Origin of the sequence: Leptothoe sp. LEGE 181152 (assembly GCF_032906605.1) — a bacterium.
GTDB lineage: Bacteria > Cyanobacteriota > Cyanobacteriia > Phormidesmidales > Phormidesmidaceae > Leptothoe > Leptothoe turfae.
Genome location: NZ_JASATU010000012.1, coordinates 95,811 through 112,649, shown reverse-complemented (window position 1 = coordinate 112,649; position 16,839 = coordinate 95,811). Strand labels below are relative to the sequence as shown.

The 16,839-nt window shown below is 50.9% G+C and carries 8 protein-coding genes; 1 reads left to right on the top strand and 7 read right to left on the bottom strand.

Annotated elements, in window-relative coordinates:
* Window positions 1–68: 68 nt before the first annotated feature.
* The 4 genes from QGP82_RS06915 to QGP82_RS06900 form a co-directional block, all read right to left on the bottom strand.
* Window positions 69–1,013 (bottom strand): ferredoxin family protein, encoded by a 945-nt coding sequence (locus tag QGP82_RS06915; protein WP_499058011.1) that lies wholly within the window; start codon window positions 1,011–1,013, stop codon window positions 69–71.
* A 337-nt stretch (window positions 1,014–1,350) separates the two neighbouring features.
* On the bottom strand, window positions 1,351–7,434 hold the full coding sequence (locus QGP82_RS06910; RefSeq protein ID WP_499058009.1) for an aminotransferase class III-fold pyridoxal phosphate-dependent enzyme: 6,084 nt from the start codon (window positions 7,432–7,434) through the stop codon (window positions 1,351–1,353).
* A 233-nt stretch (window positions 7,435–7,667) separates the two neighbouring features.
* Window positions 7,668–7,970, bottom strand: a complete 303-nt coding sequence (locus tag QGP82_RS06905) for an acyl carrier protein (protein ID WP_163670517.1) — start codon at window positions 7,968–7,970, stop codon at window positions 7,668–7,670.
* Between the two features lie 30 nt (window positions 7,971–8,000).
* A complete protein-coding gene (locus QGP82_RS06900) occupies window positions 8,001–9,734 on the bottom strand; it encodes a fatty acyl-AMP ligase (protein WP_499058007.1) in 1,734 nt (577 codons plus the stop codon).
* Between the two features lie 439 nt (window positions 9,735–10,173).
* Between QGP82_RS06900 and QGP82_RS06895 the strand changes: the two genes are divergently transcribed.
* Complete coding sequence (locus QGP82_RS06895; RefSeq protein WP_499058005.1) at window positions 10,174–12,750, top strand: TonB-dependent receptor domain-containing protein; 2,577 nt, start codon at window positions 10,174–10,176, stop codon at window positions 12,748–12,750.
* A gap of 167 nt (window positions 12,751–12,917) precedes the next feature.
* On the opposite strand, the gene QGP82_RS06890 is transcribed toward QGP82_RS06895, so the two are convergent.
* The 3 genes from QGP82_RS06890 to QGP82_RS06880 form a co-directional block, all read right to left on the bottom strand.
* Window positions 12,918–13,883 (bottom strand): ferredoxin family protein, encoded by a 966-nt coding sequence (locus tag QGP82_RS06890; protein ID WP_163670522.1) that lies wholly within the window; start codon window positions 13,881–13,883, stop codon window positions 12,918–12,920.
* The gene (locus tag QGP82_RS06885; RefSeq protein WP_163670524.1) at window positions 13,883–14,824 is read right to left on the bottom strand and encodes an ABC transporter substrate-binding protein; all 942 of its coding nucleotides are present in this window, start codon (window positions 14,822–14,824) and stop codon (window positions 13,883–13,885) included. Before QGP82_RS06885 ends, QGP82_RS06890 begins: the two co-directional genes overlap by 1 nt.
* Before the next feature lie 131 nt (window positions 14,825–14,955).
* Entirely contained in the window at window positions 14,956–16,584 is a 1,629-nt protein-coding gene (locus tag QGP82_RS06880; RefSeq protein WP_490793497.1) for a cyclic peptide export ABC transporter, read from the bottom strand.
* Between the last annotated feature and the right edge of the window lie 255 nt (window positions 16,585–16,839).

The window sequence follows — 16,839 nt, the reverse complement described above, 5'->3', positions numbered from 1 at the left end:
TCTTGCCAGTGGTAGTTCCTAGCATCAGGTGGTAGAACAGTTGAAAGTACCCCTAGTTGTGGGGGCAATTACTCAAGCCGTATCGAGAAACTGGGCATATCGCTCCCAACCAACGAACCCAATGGATAACAGTTTAATTGATTATTTTGAACTTCAGCTATGTAGCGCAACAGGTTTTGACCAGGCAACTTAACAGTCAACTCAGCCAATACATAGGCTGTCGATTGTTTTAAAATCTGGCCAAATACTGGGCTCTGCATCCAAGACCAACCATAATGGTGCCAAAGCTCAGCTTCTAAACGCTGAAGCGGTTTAGGCAAAAGGCTCCAACCTCTATAGGTGGACAACAAGGGTGCCATATTACCTGATTGTTGCAGCAGACACATCAGAGATTGTTGATTCAGATTGCCGTAATAACGTCCTTGGGGAAAATCAATCAGTGTAGGAGCAAATCGATGCCCACCAATGTGACTAACTTGCCACAGTTTAACGTCATCACTCAGGCCAAGTTGCTGAACAGTTGCGATCGCATCTCGATAAAATGGATAACCATACATACCACAGCACTCATTGTGGCTTGCATGGGTACATACCATCAAGTGTCGCTGTGATGAAAGCTTTAGGGGTCGGCATTTCTGCTGAAAGAAATCATCAATGGCTACGGCCATATCATCAGGTGATTCAACTTGAATGTCCCAACAGCCATAGTCTTTCACTAAAGTATTCACCTGTTCGGTTTGGAGGCCACTGTCAGTTGGTAAACAAGCACGCCGAAAAATTAAAATGCGCCGCCGCTGTTGCTGCCCAGATTCTTCATTAGCAATCAGGTGCACACGCACATCAGACTTGGCAACCAATAACGACCTAACCACCTTCCTTAAGGACTCAGGCACCCCTGACGACAACAAGGCTGGCTTATCCCACGGTGGCGGCACCTCAAGCAGGATAAAGGTATTAGCTGGAACAGCTGTACCAATTAAAGATTTAGATCGAGTTAATGTTGCTGTCTGCATGTTCACTATGACAGAGGGTACTGCCCCTTTTTATGAAACCTTCTATTTAATGATATTCATTTTCATTAAATACAGCCATGCTGAAAGTAGTTTTTTATACTGAAATCAAGCTAATGTGTTGAAAATTTATATAAAAAGGCTGCAAATTCAAGATACAAAAGCTTTCATAGTGTATGCCCATTGCTAAATCACTATTGATACTTAGTTTCATTTTTGGAAACAATATAGCCTCTGCCACGATGCAAGCCACGGCAGAGGCTAGTAAAATGAATTTGTTGTAGTCTTCAGAAGATTCTGTTGTCATAGGCGTATTAGGCCATCTATGGGCTTAGTCGGCTCAATTCATCCTTTTGATCCCTTGAGAACGGCGTGTGGCTTCCAGCTTCAGACGGCTTTGCTGGACGAGCGTTGTCTGTAGGCGCTGAGTCTGGGTTGTTAAAAAATCGTCCAACGTCTGATGGATCTCTTCCAGCGTTGCTTGCGGAGATTCCATCATCAGGTTTAATAGCCTGTTATAGGCCGCTATCCAACCGGCGATAGTTGTGTCTTCAAACAGAGCACTGCGGTAGACCGTTGTTAAATGAAGGCCGTTTTCAACCTCGCTCAGGTGCCAAGTCAGGTTCCACCGTCCATACACTGGGGATGGGGGCACTGTTTCTACGGCCAATCCTTGAAAATCAGGAGTGGTTAACGATGGGTCTAGGTTAAAGAACGCGGGTACAATTGGCTGTAGGGGATCGGCGGATCTGGCCGATGTTTCTGCTCGGTTGTTTTTTGCCCAGCGCGCCCACTGGCTTAAAGAATAGTCGGTATGGTCGTAGCACTCTAACAATGTCGTCCGAATTGTATGCAGATAATCGGTCAGTGATTGCTCCGGGCGAAGCTGGCTATACACTGGCAACACATTCACACAGTGAGCCACTAGCCGCGACCAGCCGGGTTGTCCCTGGCCAGCCACAGAAATACCCACCGCTAATTCTGTTGTTTGACTCCAGCGATGTAGCAGTAAACAAAAGGCCGCCAACAATGTCATAAAGGGAGTGCAACCGTGTTTCTGGCTCCAAACTTGAAACTGTCGATAGCGCTCAGCAGATAGCTGCCATGATTGGGAGGTGCTGTGGTAATCGGGTGACCCCATCGGCTCGCTGTCGGTCAATAGCTGCCATTGGGGCAGGGGTTGCTGTTGCCAGTAGGCCGCATCGGCGGCCTGGCTGACTTGTTGGACATAGTCTCGATAGGAACCTGGGGACGGCAGTGGTTGAATGTTATCCCCAACGGCCATGTTATATAGCTGACTCAGCTCTTCGAGTAAAATCTGAGTGGACCAGCCATCTACGACAATGTGATGGACGGTAAGTACCAAACCATGGTGTTGTTCCGCCAATTTCAGAGCCTGCATGCGCAGGAGGGGTGGCTGGGTGAGGTCAAAAACGTGGTGTTGTTCTCGCTGTAGCCAATGCTGAACTTCGAGAGCCTTTTTCTCGGAGCTGAGGGCACTCAAGTCAATGAACGGCAAGGTGAATGTCAGACTGGGGACTACCTGCTGGGTTGTGCCGGTGGGGACAATTCCAGTTCGTAGCGCGTCATGGCGGTCAATCAGCTGTTGCAGGCTCTGGCGTAGCGCCGACTCATGCAATGGCCCCCGCAACTCTAACCAGACACATTCTGTATAGGCAAGGGAGGCATCAGGATTGAGCTGCGTTAATAGCCAAATCTCTTGCTGGCTTTCGGTCAAGGGCAGTACCTGAGCTGCCGTCAATGACTTTCCCGGCAGAAAACCTCCCTTTTGCATTTGGGCCACCGCTGTTTGGACCGCCTGGATGATTTGTTCAATGTCGGCCTCTGTGTGGGCGGTGGAGAGAAAACAGTTACGTCCTTCCCAGACATAGATTCCCTGCTCAATCAGGTGATAAAACAACAAATCATAATTGCCGGTAAAGGCAAACCGAAAGAGCGAACCAAACTGCACGATCTCGATCGGCACTTCGGCCTGGCTAAAGAACGTATTTAGCCGCTGGGCAAATATCTCAGTGCGCTGGTTCAGCTGTTTTTGTAGGTCTGCTCCCTGCTGCTGAAGGTGTAGCAGAACAGCTTTAGCAGCGGCCATCGCCAGGGGGGGTTTGCAAAATGTTCCGGCAAAAAAAGTACGCTCCACACCCGGATAAGAGTCATCGCCATAGTGCCAGAGACCACCGTCAATGCCATCCATGTATTGGGCCTTACCGGCAACAACACCAATGGGTATGCCGCCGCCCAACACTTTGCCATAGGTGGCCAAGTCGGCCTCCACGCCAAACCAGGTTTGGGCTCCACCGGGATGAATGCGAAAGCCCGTAATAATCTCATCAAAGATTAGCGCCACCCCATGGTCCTGGGTGATGCGACGTAGATCTTGCAGAAAGTCTTGTGGTTGTAAACCGGGGCGACGGCTTTGCACGGGTTCTACTAAGACGGCGGCGAGTTCAGAGGCCCGGTTCTGAATCACCTGAAGTGCAGTAGAGTCGCCATAGGGTAGCACCAGCACATCCGCCACCATGCCGGGGGGCGTGCCGGGAGCGATGGGCACGCCAGCATTATCTTCTGCTGATCTAGCTAGGACTCCGTCAAAGTGACCGTGGTAAGCGTTCTCAAATCTGACAATGAGACGGCGTTGCGTGGCCGTGCGGGCTAACCGTAGAGCCGTCATCACGGCCTCTGAGCCGGACTGGGTAAAGGTGACCCGTTCCATGCCCGTTAGTTCATGGAGGAGTTTGGCCACATCTCCCGCTAATTCTGCCTGGGGACCGATTTGAATGCCGCGCTGTAGCTGGGTTGCGATCGCTTGCTGAACAAAGTCGGGGCGGTGACCAAATAGATAGACTCCAAACCCCATGGTGATGTCGATGTATTCGTTGCCATCGATATCCCACAGTCGAGCCCCTTCAGCTCGGGTACCCACAATGGGATAGAGCATCTCTTTGATGGAGGGCCGAAATCCGGCACAGGCACGACTATCGGCTAAATAGGGATGGCTAGTCTGCTTACGACGTTTTGACTCAGCCGTGCGCTGGGTGTAGCGCTGAATAAATGTGTGGAGATAGTGCTGCTGTGATTCAGTTAGGGACTGATGAGCTGCGGATACTGTTGTGGGGGGTGGAGAGGAGACATGTGGCGGGGCCGGTCGTTGCGGGGGCCGTGGTGGAGAAACCGTGGCTGGAGAAACCGTGGCTGGAGAAGCCATGGCTGGAGAGACCATGGCTGGAGAGACCATGGCTGGAGAGACCGTGGCTGGCATTTGGGTGCCTTGCTGGGCATGACGCAGCAGCTCAATCTGTTGCGTCATTAGCTGCATCTGTTGTGACACAATCTGCTCTAAGCCCGTGGTAGCAACCACAGGACTTGTCCCCACAGACATGTCTGAAAACGCTGTTGTTACAGTGAGTGGTTCTCTGTTGTTGAGTGGGGGAGAGTCGGTCGCTGCGGGCGTCCCAGTACTACTGTTGGGACTATGATCGGAACTACGGTTGGTCCCATCTGCCGTTTGCTGAGCGATAAAGTTAGATAACGCCTCTAGAGTCTGTAGATCTTCAAAGAATTGCCGAATGGTGACCGTCACACCAAAGCGGGCTTCAATGGCCTGAACAGCTTCAATCAGCACGATAGAATCAGCGCCCATTTCCAGGAACGGCGCTTGCGAATCAACAGCGTCTGGCGAGATCTTTAGCAGCTTGGCCACCAGCGTTTTTAATTCTGTCTGTACCTGGGCAACTGGGTTGGACGGTACTAGGACCTTGGCGGTGTCCGTGGGGGTAGGTGGTGTGGGAGATGTCGGCATAAACCAATAGGACTGGCGTTGAAAAGGATAGGTGGGTAGGGCAATCCGCTGCCCCTGGGTTTGATTGATAGCGGCCCAATCGACGGTAAACCCTCGAACAGCTAGTTGACTAAGGGTTTTTAGCATCACGCATTCGTCATCTTGCTTCGGCACCAGGGAGGGCAGCCAAGGTTTGGTAGCTCCAGAAAAACTGCGCTGTGCGATTCCTAGCAGCGTGGGCTGTGGCCCAATTTCAAGCCATAGATTAGGGCGTTGGGCCAGCAAGGTCTTTAAACCAGTGGCAAACTGAACCGGTTGGCGCAGCTGTTGACACCAGTAATCGGCATCTGGGGCCGCTGTTAACGGCTGGCCCGTCAAATTAGAAATTAGCGGGATTTTTGGGGATGCATAGGTCAGGGTTTGGGCAAATGTTGCGAATTCCGCGAGCATTGGCTCCATTAACGTCGAATGAAAGGCGTGAGAAACAGGTAGGGGGCGGGTACGAATCCCCTGATCAGCAAGAATTTTTAAGACGGAGTCCACAGCTGTTTTGTTACCAGAGATGACGGTGTTGCCGGGTCCGTTGATGACAGCAATTTCCACCCCATCTAAGGTCTCTATTAAGGGCTGTAGTTGTTCAGGTGCAGCAAATACGGCGGCCATGGTGCCATCTAGCGGCAACTGTTGCATCAGACGAGAACGCAGGGTCACAAGCCGTAGCCCATCTGTCCAGCTTAAGCACCCCGCCGCACAGGCAGCAGCATATTCTCCCAGGCTATGGCCTAGAATAACCGTGGGGACAATCCCCCAGCTACGCCACAGTTCACTAAGGGCATATTCCAAAGCAAATAGGGCGGGCTGGGTATACGCTGTTTGGTGTAGTCTGTTTGCCTGCTCTTCTGTTTCCGTAAACAATACTGTCAGGAGCGACGGGTCTAGCTCAGATTGCAAGGCAGCATCGCACTCATCTAAGATGCGTCGAAACACGGGCTGTGTGTCATAGAGTTGTCGTCCCATGCCGACATACTGTGCCCCCTGCCCCGTAAACAAAAATGCAATGTCTCGCTGGGGACGACGGGGAGCTTTCGCCATAGCCACAGCGGTCGAATTTTTCCCCTGGGCCATATCAGTGAGGTGCGATCTCATCCCCTCTAACGAATCCGCCACCACCATCGCCCGATGAGAAAAGATAGAACGCCCCATATGGGCTGTCCAACAGACATCTGCCAGATTCACCCCAGGATGGGCCTGCAAAAACTCCGTATAGCGGCCCGCCAGGGCGGTCAAAGCAGGCTCCGATTTAGCCGTTAGCATCAGGCTGTGCCAGGCGGGAGCAGCAACAGAAGTCGAGGCAGGCGTCGGGGAGCTGGATGCCGCAGACACAATTACATGGGCATTGGTCCCCCCAAAGCTAAAGGCACTCACCCCCGCTATCGGTCGATCCACACCAACCGATGACGGCCACTGGCAACCTTGCTGAGGAATAAACAACGGCGTGTCCGTCAGGTCGATGCGGGGATTGAGTTGATGTAAATGCCCATGGGCCGGAATGTAGCGATGCTGTAGTGCTAGTACCACCTTAATCAGACTCGCAATGCCAGCCGCCGCTTCCATGTGACCGACGTTGGCCTTTAGCGCCCCTAGGGCACAGGGCTGTTGGGAGGAACGACCCGCCATTAGCACCGTTTTTAGCGCATTCACTTCAATCGGATCCCCCAGGGGTGTCCCCGTACCATGGGTTTCAACGTAGCTAACATGGGCGGCAGGCACCTGGGCCTGGGTCAATGCCTGACGAATAACCGCCTGTTGGGCAGGGCCGTTGGGGGCGGTTAGACCGTTACTCAGCCCATCCTGATTAACGGCTGAACCCTGTACCACCGCTAAGATCCGATCTCCCGCCTGTTCAGCATCAGCCAGTCGCTTCAACACCACAACGCCACACCCTTCTGAGCGCACATAGCCATCGGCGGCAGCATCAAACGTCTTGCAGTGGCCATCAACGGCCATCATCCCGGCCTGTTGAAACACCTCCGTCACCTCGGGTCTGAGAATTAAATTCACCCCCCCTACCAGCGCTAAGTCACAGCCGCCAGCCGCCAGGCTTTGCCCTGCCAGGTGTACGGCCACCAGCGACGATGAACAGGCAGTATCAACGGCTAGACTAGGCCCCTTTAAATTGAGGGCATAGGAGATTCTATTAGCGGCCACACAAAGCGCCGTCCCAGTGGCACTGTAGGGGCTCACGTCGCTCTCTGGGCTGTGGTGTTGACCCAAAAGATAACCATAGTCACTGTGACTAATGCCAACAAATACCCCTGTACGGCTGCCCGCTAAGGATTGAGGTGCAATAGCCGCCTGCTCTAAACTCTCCCAACAAACTTCCAATAACAGCCGCTGTTGGGGATCGAGATAGGCCGCTTCACGGGGGGAAATCCCAAAAAACGCTGCATCAAACTGATCGATATGGGACAGGAACCCCCCCCATCCGGTGGTGGCTAGCCCTGGCAGTTCTCTGGGTGCAGCTGACGTCATGGCATCACCTCCCTGGCACAGGAACTGCCAAAAGTTATCGGCATTGTCGCCCCCCGGAAACCGGCAGGCCAAACCGACAATCGCAATTGGGTTCATCGTTTAGAATGCCTCTCAGTGCAGATTAACAAATGGTCATTGGTTCACTGCTGCCTGGCCAGAGCCATCATCCATGGCATCGGCTTGGCCAAATGTCGCTCTTAAACAGACTGTTCTCGCCAGGAATGCCAAAGACCTAGTACCCGATGGCAAAAATTTGGCACCCTTGCATCCACCCATCCACCCATCGACTCATCCACATTGGATGGTGGACAAACTTACGCCATAAAGTACTAGCTCTCTTGCCCCTCAGTTTCTAAGGACAGGTCTCCTAAGTGTTCAGCCAGGGTGGCAATCGTGGGATAGTCGTAAAGCAATGTGGGTGAAACCTGTCGCTGCAACCACTCCTCAAGTTCTCCTGACAGCCCAATTACTTCGGTAGAATCGAGTCCATAGCTGTCAAAAGGCGCATCTGGATCAATGCCCTCAATTGTGGTGCCCAGAGACTCTGCCAGTCTCTCAGACAGCCAAGCCTCAATGTTTGCTATCGTTGGTTGGTCCATAACAGATGGTTGCGGGTTAACGGATGAATTCATAGGAGAAGCCTTGCTCACAGTTGCTCACAATTAACGAGTGTTTGCAGGTTGGGCCATGGGAATGGGATGCAGCTGCCCAGCCAAAAATTGTGAACGACAGCGAGAACGTTGAATCTTGCCGCTGGAGGTTTTAGGAATACTTCCAGGCTTAACGAGCACGATGGTTTCCACCCGCAGGCCATGAACCTGGCTCACGGTTTGCTTAATGGCTCGGATGATGGGCTTAGGCTCTAATCGCCGCAGCCACACCCGTCCGACTTCTTGTACAACAACCAACTGAGTTTGTTCATGTCGATCCACGGTAAACGCGGCTCCCCATGTGGTCCGAAAAGCCGGATGGCTAGCAGCCACGGTGGCTTCCACATCGCTGGCATAGTGATTGCGACCGTGGATAATCATGACTTCCTTTATCCTCCCGGTCACAAACAGCTCTCCATTTTGCAGACAGCCCAAATCCCCTGTGCGTAGGAACGGTCCAGCCCCAGGGTCAGCCAGGTGGGCATGAAAGGTTTCTTGGCTTAGCTGTGGCTGCTGCCAATAGCCCTGGGCGACGCTGGGGCTAGTCACCCAAATTTCTCCAACTTCGTTGGGTTGGCACCGCGTCAGGGTTTGGGGATTAACAATTATCAGCTGACCTGAGTCAATCACCTGTCCACAGCCCACTAGCAAGCGTCCCTGGTCGGCAGGCTGAATGCGATGGTCCGCTAGTTTTTTCTCATCTACGGTTAATTGTTTGGGGGCACTGGTGCGATCGCCACCGGTGATCATTAGCGTCGCCTCTGCCATGCCATAGCAGGGATAGAACGCCTCAGGGCGAAACCCATAATCGGCAAATGTCGAAGCAAATCGCTCAAGGGTAGCCATCCGAATCGGCTCCGCCCCCGTAAAGGCCACTGACCAATGACTTAAGTCCAGTCCCACGCATTGTTCTGGCTTGAACCGTTCTACACAACGGTCATAGGCAAAATTAGGACCGCCACTGATGGTTGCTTGGGTGCGGGAAATAGCCTGTAACCAGCGCAGGGGACGTTGTAAAAAGTCCACGGGCGACATCAGTGTGGTGGTCAATCCTTGGTATAGAGATGTGAGAATGCCGCCGATCAGTCCCATATCGTGATACGGCGGTAGCCAGCACACTCCCTCGCTACGGTTGTTTAACTCAAACTTATGGCTAATGGCAGCAACGTTATGGATGAGATTACGATGGCTAATTTTTACCCCCTTCGGTGCAGCGGTAGAGCCCGAAGTGTATTGCAAGAAGGCGATTGCTTCAGGATCAATGTTGGGTGACTGCCAGGCAGTTGCCGCTGTAGCAAGAACAGAATCTAGCTGAAGCGTGGGAATGTTCGACAGGGGGCTGGGTTGGAACTGCTGAGCAGACGTTGTCAAAATCAGCGCAGCTTGCGTATCAGCAGCAACACCTTGAAATCGCTCTAGGGACTGATTGGGGCGAGGTGGCTGTATCGGCACAGCGATCGCACCCGCATACAAACAGGCACAAAATGCCAAAACATAGTCTAATCCAGGGGGACAGAGCAGGAGTACGCGCTCTCCCTGGAGATTTAATCGCTGCATCTGGGCGGCGATCGCTCGACTGCGGCAGTCTAAATCGCCATAGGTTAATTGTTCAGACGACACTACACCGTCATTCCACATTTGGAAGGCAATTCGAGAGGGCTGTTGTGCCGCTCTCTCCCTAAGGAAATCAACCCAGGTCAAACCTGGGCTAACACCCTGGAGACAGTTAAAGGTCAGATGGGGCATGGAGTAGGGCTAATAGATGAGGTAGACGGACCCAACAGGTTGAGGTAAACGGGAGCGAACCGGAGTGCCGGAGGCAATACATTTGCGAATTGCGGAGGCAATACATTTGCGAATGAGATTAAAACTCAAACTTATTAATTGATACCATTTCGCAATAGTGAGTATAGATGACTCAGCTCTCATTCGCAAGAAGTTAGATAGTCAATGCAGTTACTCTATGCAAATCAATGGTTTTAATTATTTTCTTGACGTCCATGATGAGCTTGACAAGGGAGTGTTTTGCCCTTTAGGTTTTTGATAATATTCTCATTAAAAATCCATTTTTTGGTCTCTTAATTGACAATATTTAGCTTTAGCGTGGCAACAGCGATGTCTGAGACCCGCGAGTTTAGGCCCCAGTTACTTGGCTTAGGGCCCCATTATTTGTGTGTGAGGAATGATGATGAAATTGTCTTTAGGAACCTGTACGCTTGGGATCGCAAGTGCGATTACGGTTGCGATCGCGCAACCTGTCTATGCACAGACGTCCATAATTACTGCTGTACAGCTGACCCAAACTGACACAGGGTTGTCACTCACCCTTGAATCTCCCACTGAGGCCCCCCTACAAACCTTTATCAATCGCAGTGGCGACAACACAATTGTTGTCGATGTTGTTGACGCCCAACTTCAAACCTCCGAGGGGGATACCTTTCAGCAAGACAATCCGGCTACGGGGATCGAATCAATTACGGTTAAATCCCTGGCCACCAACCGTATTCAGGTAACGATTGTCGGGCAAGATACTGCCCCAGCCGTTGAAATTGATCAGCAGCCTGGAGGTCTAATTTTCGCCGTCAGCACCGTCGTCACTGACCCAGCGTCCCCCGATGGCGAGCCCGTAACCACCGATCCCTCTGGCGATCCCCCTGGACCCACTGATGAATCGGCAGAGGGACTGGAAGACGCAGCTCCCCTGCGCTTAGTTGTTACGGCCACCCGTACCGAAGAGTCCATAGACGACATCGGACGTTCCATCACCGTCATTGAGCGAGAACAAATCGAACAACAGTCTATTCTCTCCAACGATCTTGCTGATACGTTAGGCAATTTAGTGCCAGGATTTGGCCCCCCGAACCAGTTACGCACCACCCGTGGGCAAACCCTTCGAGGTCGAGAAGCTGCCATCTTAATTGACGGTGTACCGCTGTCCACTAACTTTCGGGTTAATCGCCAAGAACTGCGTAGTATTGACCCCTCTGCCATTGAGCGAGTCGAGGTGATTCGTGGCCCCAGCGCCATTTTTGGTGGCCAAAGTACCGGTGGCGTCATCAACATCATCACCCGTCGTCCCGAAGATGGTCAAGCGATTCTGGAAACTCGGGTTGGCGGTAGCGCATCATTAGGTGACCTAGAGGAAGATGGCTTTGGCACTAATTTTGCTATCAATATTTCAGAAGGATTTGAACGCTCCGCCTATAGATTGATCCTATCCCGTGACGAAACCGGTAGCTTTTTCGATGCTGACGGTAATCGTAACGTTTCAGAGTCGAGTCTGAGCGATACCACCAGCTACAACCTGTTGGGCAAATTTAACTATGAGCCCAGCGACCAAGAGCAATTCGATTTCACAATTAACTACTTTAATTCCCAGCGAGATACGGAGTTTATTGCTAGTCCCGAAACCCTCCTTATTCCTGGTCGACAAACTGCTCGGGCCTTGAAGATCCCTGGTTTTGAACGAGAAAATAATCCAACAGATCGGAGCCTGGTCACAAACTTGAGCTATTCCCATGATGATCTATGGGGTAGCGAATTGCGAGGACAATTGTATTACCAAAATACGCTCGCCCGTGGTGAATTTGCTGATGGTCGTCTCGGCATCGATTTCTTTCCCTTTCTGTTTCAATCACGTCTTGAGGCCGAACGCTGGGGCGGGCGACTACAGGTTGAAACCCCTTTAACCAGGAATGAAACCCTTAACCTACTGTGGGGTGCAGACTATGAAAATCAGAAAAATCAACAGATTACGGCCCAGTTTGATGCAACAACATTTGACAATGAGCAGCGACTAACCCCGCTCCAAGAATTTGACTTTACCCCCCCTTATCGGGTGAATAGTCTGGGTCTTTTCACTCAGCTTGATTGGGAGCCCAGTGAATCGTGGCTGCTGCGGGGTGGGGTGCGTTATGAAAATATCAACCTTGACGTGGATGACTATTTTTCAGTCACTGGTAGTCGCAATATTGAAGGTGGCAATCGCAACTTTGATGACGTTGTTTTTAACGCTAGTACGGTTTATCAGCCTGTTGACGAGGTTTCACTCTTTGCCAGCTTTGCCCAGAGCTTCAGTGTGCCTGAGTTTAGTCGAGTCTTACGCTTGCCCCCCCCTGGCTTTACTAGTATTGAGGACGATTTGGATATTACTCAACCGATCAAAGTTACTGAATATGAAATTGGTGTGCGCGGTAATTGGCCATCGATTCAAACGAGCCTCAGCGGTTTTTACAACACATCAGACCTGGGTTCAAGTCTGGTGCCCAACGAAGATGGTTTGCTGACTATTCAGCGTGCCCCTCAGCGGATATATGGTGTAGAAGCCACAGTGGATTGGCAACCAGCAGACACCTGGGGCATTGGCGGTACGGTTGGTTGGTCTGAAGGTGAAAATGATGTGGATCGAGATGATGATTTTGACCCCTTGAATAGTGGCGAAATTTCTCCGATTAAATTTACCGCTTATGTGGAAAATGAAACCCTACCTGGCTGGACTAATCGTCTACAGGCCTTGATCGTAGGCGGTCGTAGTCGAGCCGCTGATGAAGGCATTGAGCCCTTATCGATTGAGAGCTATACCACGATTGACTTTATCAGTAGTGTGGATATTGGCTCAGGCAGGTTGCAACTGGGTGTTGAGAATATCTTTGACATCCAATACTATCCAGCTACAGCTCAATTTTTGTCGGGGTTTGACGATCGTAACTATGTCGGAGGTCGAGGCCGAACCATACGTCTTATGTATTTGATGGAATGGTAACAACAAGGGTTTAACAGCATTAGCTAAACTCCTAACGCTTACTGAAAATTGGTTTTGGCCTTGGCGTACGTTGGTGTTTCCAAACTACGCCAAGGTCAGAATCCTGATCAAAAGTCGCCGTCAGTACGCGTCAATGGTGACATGGCTAAATACAGGTTAGACGGTTATTACAGTTGTTCTAAGTTGCTAATTTTGTATTGCTTAACTGGACTGAAATCACCTTTGCCCGAATTGTGTAACGTCATCACGGTGCCATTGACTGTTACGGTGGCGCGGTAACAGCCTGTTTCTCCATCCGGGCTAGTAAAGTCAATTTGCACCTGAGAACGGGCCTCATCTATGGCAGATACCCAGCCTGACTGACGGTAGGTACACCAGTCCCAGCCTCTCTCCATAAAAATCTCTCGCTCTACGATCTGGGCCAGGGGTGGCAGCCCAGCCCAGCCTCGGTAGTAGGATCTTAAATCGGTCACAGATCTGTTGCGTTGTGCCAAATGGTGAGATGTATCGGGTTCTAAATGTCCCCAATAGCGGCCTTCGGGAAAGTCAATTAGGGTGGGGGCCAGTCTATGGCTGCTGATATGGCTGGTGCGCCAGATACGGACGGTATCTTTTTGAGCATAGGTATTAAGCCTTTCATAAATGGGTCGGCTAAAGCGACCACAGCAGATATCTAACTCGGCATGGGCGCACACTAGAAAGTCTCGCGTTGTAGCTGGCTGGCGATAGGCCTCAAAAGCTTTAAGTTTGGCCGGTGTAGATAGGGCGTTGACCAGTGGCACCACAAGATGCTCAGGTAGCCAAAACTCTTGCTTATCGTAGACAGAAAACTGTTCTGCAGGGCGCTGAAAGTAAATAATGCGGCGGTAGCCTGGCCGATGGTAGCGTGGCTCTGGAGCAATTGCTAGACAACGCCCCTTGGTGCTGCGGGCCGCTGCTTGTAATAGCAGTGGTAGTAAGGCTGCTGGAAAATTTTTACTCTGTAGCACATTACGTCCCCAGGGCATGGGCACCTCAACAATGAGGTAGCGATCGCACTCTGGGGCTGACCCGATCGGATCTTCACCGCTGTGCTTAGAAAACACAGCACAGAGATCGATGTCGGGGCAAGTGGTAATGGATTGGGATGACATCACACTGGGGTATCAACTAAGTATTTGAACAAATCATCTAACAACGCGTTAGCTGCCAAAATCCCATTTCCCAAAAACCAAGTATCAAAGGATACTGGATATACTTTCTCTTGTTGTACTGCCCCAAGCTGTTGCCAGAGGGGATGGCGAGTGACCTTTTGAGCCATGGAGTTTTGAGGATTGTCTTGAAAGTAAAAAATAACATCCCCATCCATAGCGGGAATGGCTTCGAGGCTAACCGTTTCGTAAAATTTTGCCTTGGCCTGAGACGGTGGGCGAGGCAGCCCCACCTGCTCTAAAATGTAGCCACAAAATGAATTCCGCATATATAAGCGCACCTGATCGGGGCGAAATCGTAGCACGGAAACTTCAGTGGTTTCCAGGCGATCACCCATCTGTTGCCGAAAGTCTTGAACCCTAGCCTGAAAATCTTGAATCAGTGCTTGCCCCTGTTCTGGTTTACCCAAGGCCGTAGCATAGGTGGTAATGGCATCGGCGCGGGTCTCAACCAGTACCGTTGGGGCAATTTGGGAGAGCGTATTATAGAAGGTACGGTGGTCCTCTACATTACTCAAAATCAGGTCTGGCTTTAGCTCCAGGATAGCTTCAAAATTAGGTTGAGATGAATGGCCGATATTGACAATTCCGTCGCTTTTATCTGCCAAATAGCTGGCAAAATTGCCGTAGTTGGAGCGCTGGGGAAATCCTGAATAGGTAGAGGCAATGGGCTTAATCCCCAGGGCCAGACTGTTATCAAGCGCATTCTGAGACAGCACTACCACCCGCTGGGGTGATTGGGGAACAATCACCTCACCTAATGCGGTTTCGACAGCGTGTCCCTGCTCTGGGATGACCAGCTGAGTTGTGGGGGATGACCCACCACAGGCAACAACTAGCACCAACGCGATGATGGCTGGTAGCAGCCTTTTGATATAGCGCATCTCCTCCAACATTGGTTTTGCTTTAACTCCTAAGTCGGTCTAGACCCATAAAAAGTCAAGATAGTTTAAATGAGAAAGTATTGCAATAATTAAACTATCTTCTGTTCCTGGATAAATTTACCATAACCCTTTTATGAAAGGACTTTTGCCATTGAACTATCGGCTAACTGACCGCTCTCTAACTTGAGTATACGATCAGCTAGATGAAAATATTTATCATCGTGGGTAATGGCTAAGACTAGCTTTTGTTGGCGCTTGAGTTCAGGCAAAATTTGGGTATAGAACACGGTCTTAAAATGGGGGTCCTGATCGGCAGCCCATTCATCAAACAGGTACACGGGCCGATCTTCTAGATAGGTGGTCAGGAGTGCCAGGCGTTTGCGTTGCCCCTGGGAGAGATCGATGTCGGACAGCTTGCCATCCTGGATGTGAACTTTGTGAGCGAGCTGCAAGGCCTGCAAATAGGCGTTGGCTTGTTCAATCTGTTGGGGGTTGTCCAGGGCCAGGAGGCGGTCAAACAGATAAAAATCAGCAAAAATCGCGGAAAACTGTTGTCGGTAGGCTTCTCGATTGGCATCAGTAATCCGGTTGCCATCCAGGATAATCTGGCCTGAACTCGGAGGATATAGACCCGTAATCAGCTTTGCCAGTGTGGATTTACCACTGCCATTGCCACCAATGAGAAATACCACTTCTGGTCGTTTGAATGCCAGGTTGATGGGGCCTACGGTGAATGGAGTCGTATCGGCTCCCCGGTCATAGTGATGGACTACGTTTTTCAGTTCCAGATGCTGCCACGATGGAGATAGGGACTCTATACTAGGAAGTTCTGGAAACTGGTTAAGCATAAAACCAAAGGACTCTACTTTGTCTAGGGCCACACTGGCTCGGCTCAGAATTGGCAGGCGTCGCATTAAATTTTCGAGGGGACCGTTGAGATAAATAACGGTCAACACGTAGCTAGAGAACAGCGTCATATCCAGGGCGCTGAACTGGGGGATAACAAACAAAAAGACGCTAATAACGGCAAAGAAAATTAGCTGCCCCCAGCTAGCGGCTCCGGCAAAGATGCCCATGCCCCAGACGGTAAAACGGCGATATGTGGTGGCTGTCTGTTGCAATTCATCGGTTAGAAAAACCTGTCGTCGCTGCTGGTGCAGTTTGAGTTCTTTCATGCCGTGAATCAGGCCGCGCAGGTGTTTGAATAATCGGTCTTGTTCGTTACGGGCCTTGACCAAAAAGCGTCGAGCGCGTCGGGCAATCAGCTGATAGGTGACGGTTGCTAAGAGCAAAAATGCGACCATAATTAACAGCAATGGGACCGATAGCCAGCCCAAATACAGCAGAGAACCGCCCACGATGGCTAAGTCGATACAGAGAAAAGGCACCACTGTGAATGCCGAAGCAATGGTTTCAACATCTGCTGTGAGCGAGGCAAATAGACGATGGCTGCCTAAATCTTCGAGCTGACGTAACGGGCAGTCTAGCAGCTGGCGAGCTAGCATCAAACGCAGGTGCAGCAGAGCCCCCTGACCCAGGCGAATCAAGAGTAGCTGTGATAAATAGCCAGCCACCAAAACAACGGCCAGCAGCCCCAAAAAGCCCCAAAAAAAGGATGCCGTTGTTGCTTGTCGCCCCGCTATAACTTCGTTGACCAGGGCCACTAGACGAGCACTGCCACCACCACTGAGCCCCCCAGCCACGATAGCTATGACCATTGCCATAGGGGATGTGCGCAACAGCAGGGAAAGAAGATTCATGGCAAATGGCGTGTAAGATAATTCTATTGACAAAGATTCTTGTTTAAGACTAGCCTGCTATTGCATGGTTTTCCATTTGTTTGGTGGACATACTTGAGTTAATTAAGGATGCATGTCCTAACGTTGCTACGTTTCAGATCTTAAATCCGTTTGTGTCTATTCGACAAAGTTCTTTCTGAAAAAAGCATTGAAAGTTTTTAGTGAAATCAGGTTAGAGGGTGATTGAGCTTGTTGACTTTGCTCACGCACCTGAAT

What these genes read in the sequence shown, in the direction of transcription:
- QGP82_RS06915 (WP_499058011.1), bottom strand. Translation starts at nt 1,013, where the DNA reads ATGCAGACAGCAACATTAACTCGATCTAAATCTTTAATTGGTACAGCT.
- QGP82_RS06910 (WP_499058009.1), bottom strand. Translation starts at nt 7,434, where the DNA reads ATGAACCCAATTGCGATTGTCGGTTTGGCCTGCCGGTTTCCGGGGGGC.
- QGP82_RS06905 (WP_163670517.1), bottom strand. Translation starts at nt 7,970, where the DNA reads ATGAATTCATCCGTTAACCCGCAACCATCTGTTATGGACCAACCAACG.
- QGP82_RS06900 (WP_499058007.1), bottom strand. Translation starts at nt 9,734, where the DNA reads ATGCCCCATCTGACCTTTAACTGTCTCCAGGGTGTTAGCCCAGGTTTG.
- QGP82_RS06895 (WP_499058005.1), top strand. Translation starts at nt 10,174, where the DNA reads ATGATGAAATTGTCTTTAGGAACCTGTACGCTTGGGATCGCAAGTGCG.
- QGP82_RS06890 (WP_163670522.1), bottom strand. Translation starts at nt 13,883, where the DNA reads ATGTCATCCCAATCCATTACCACTTGCCCCGACATCGATCTCTGTGCT.
- QGP82_RS06885 (WP_163670524.1), bottom strand. Translation starts at nt 14,824, where the DNA reads ATGCGCTATATCAAAAGGCTGCTACCAGCCATCATCGCGTTGGTGCTA.
- QGP82_RS06880 (WP_490793497.1), bottom strand. Translation starts at nt 16,584, where the DNA reads ATGAATCTTCTTTCCCTGCTGTTGCGCACATCCCCTATGGCAATGGTC.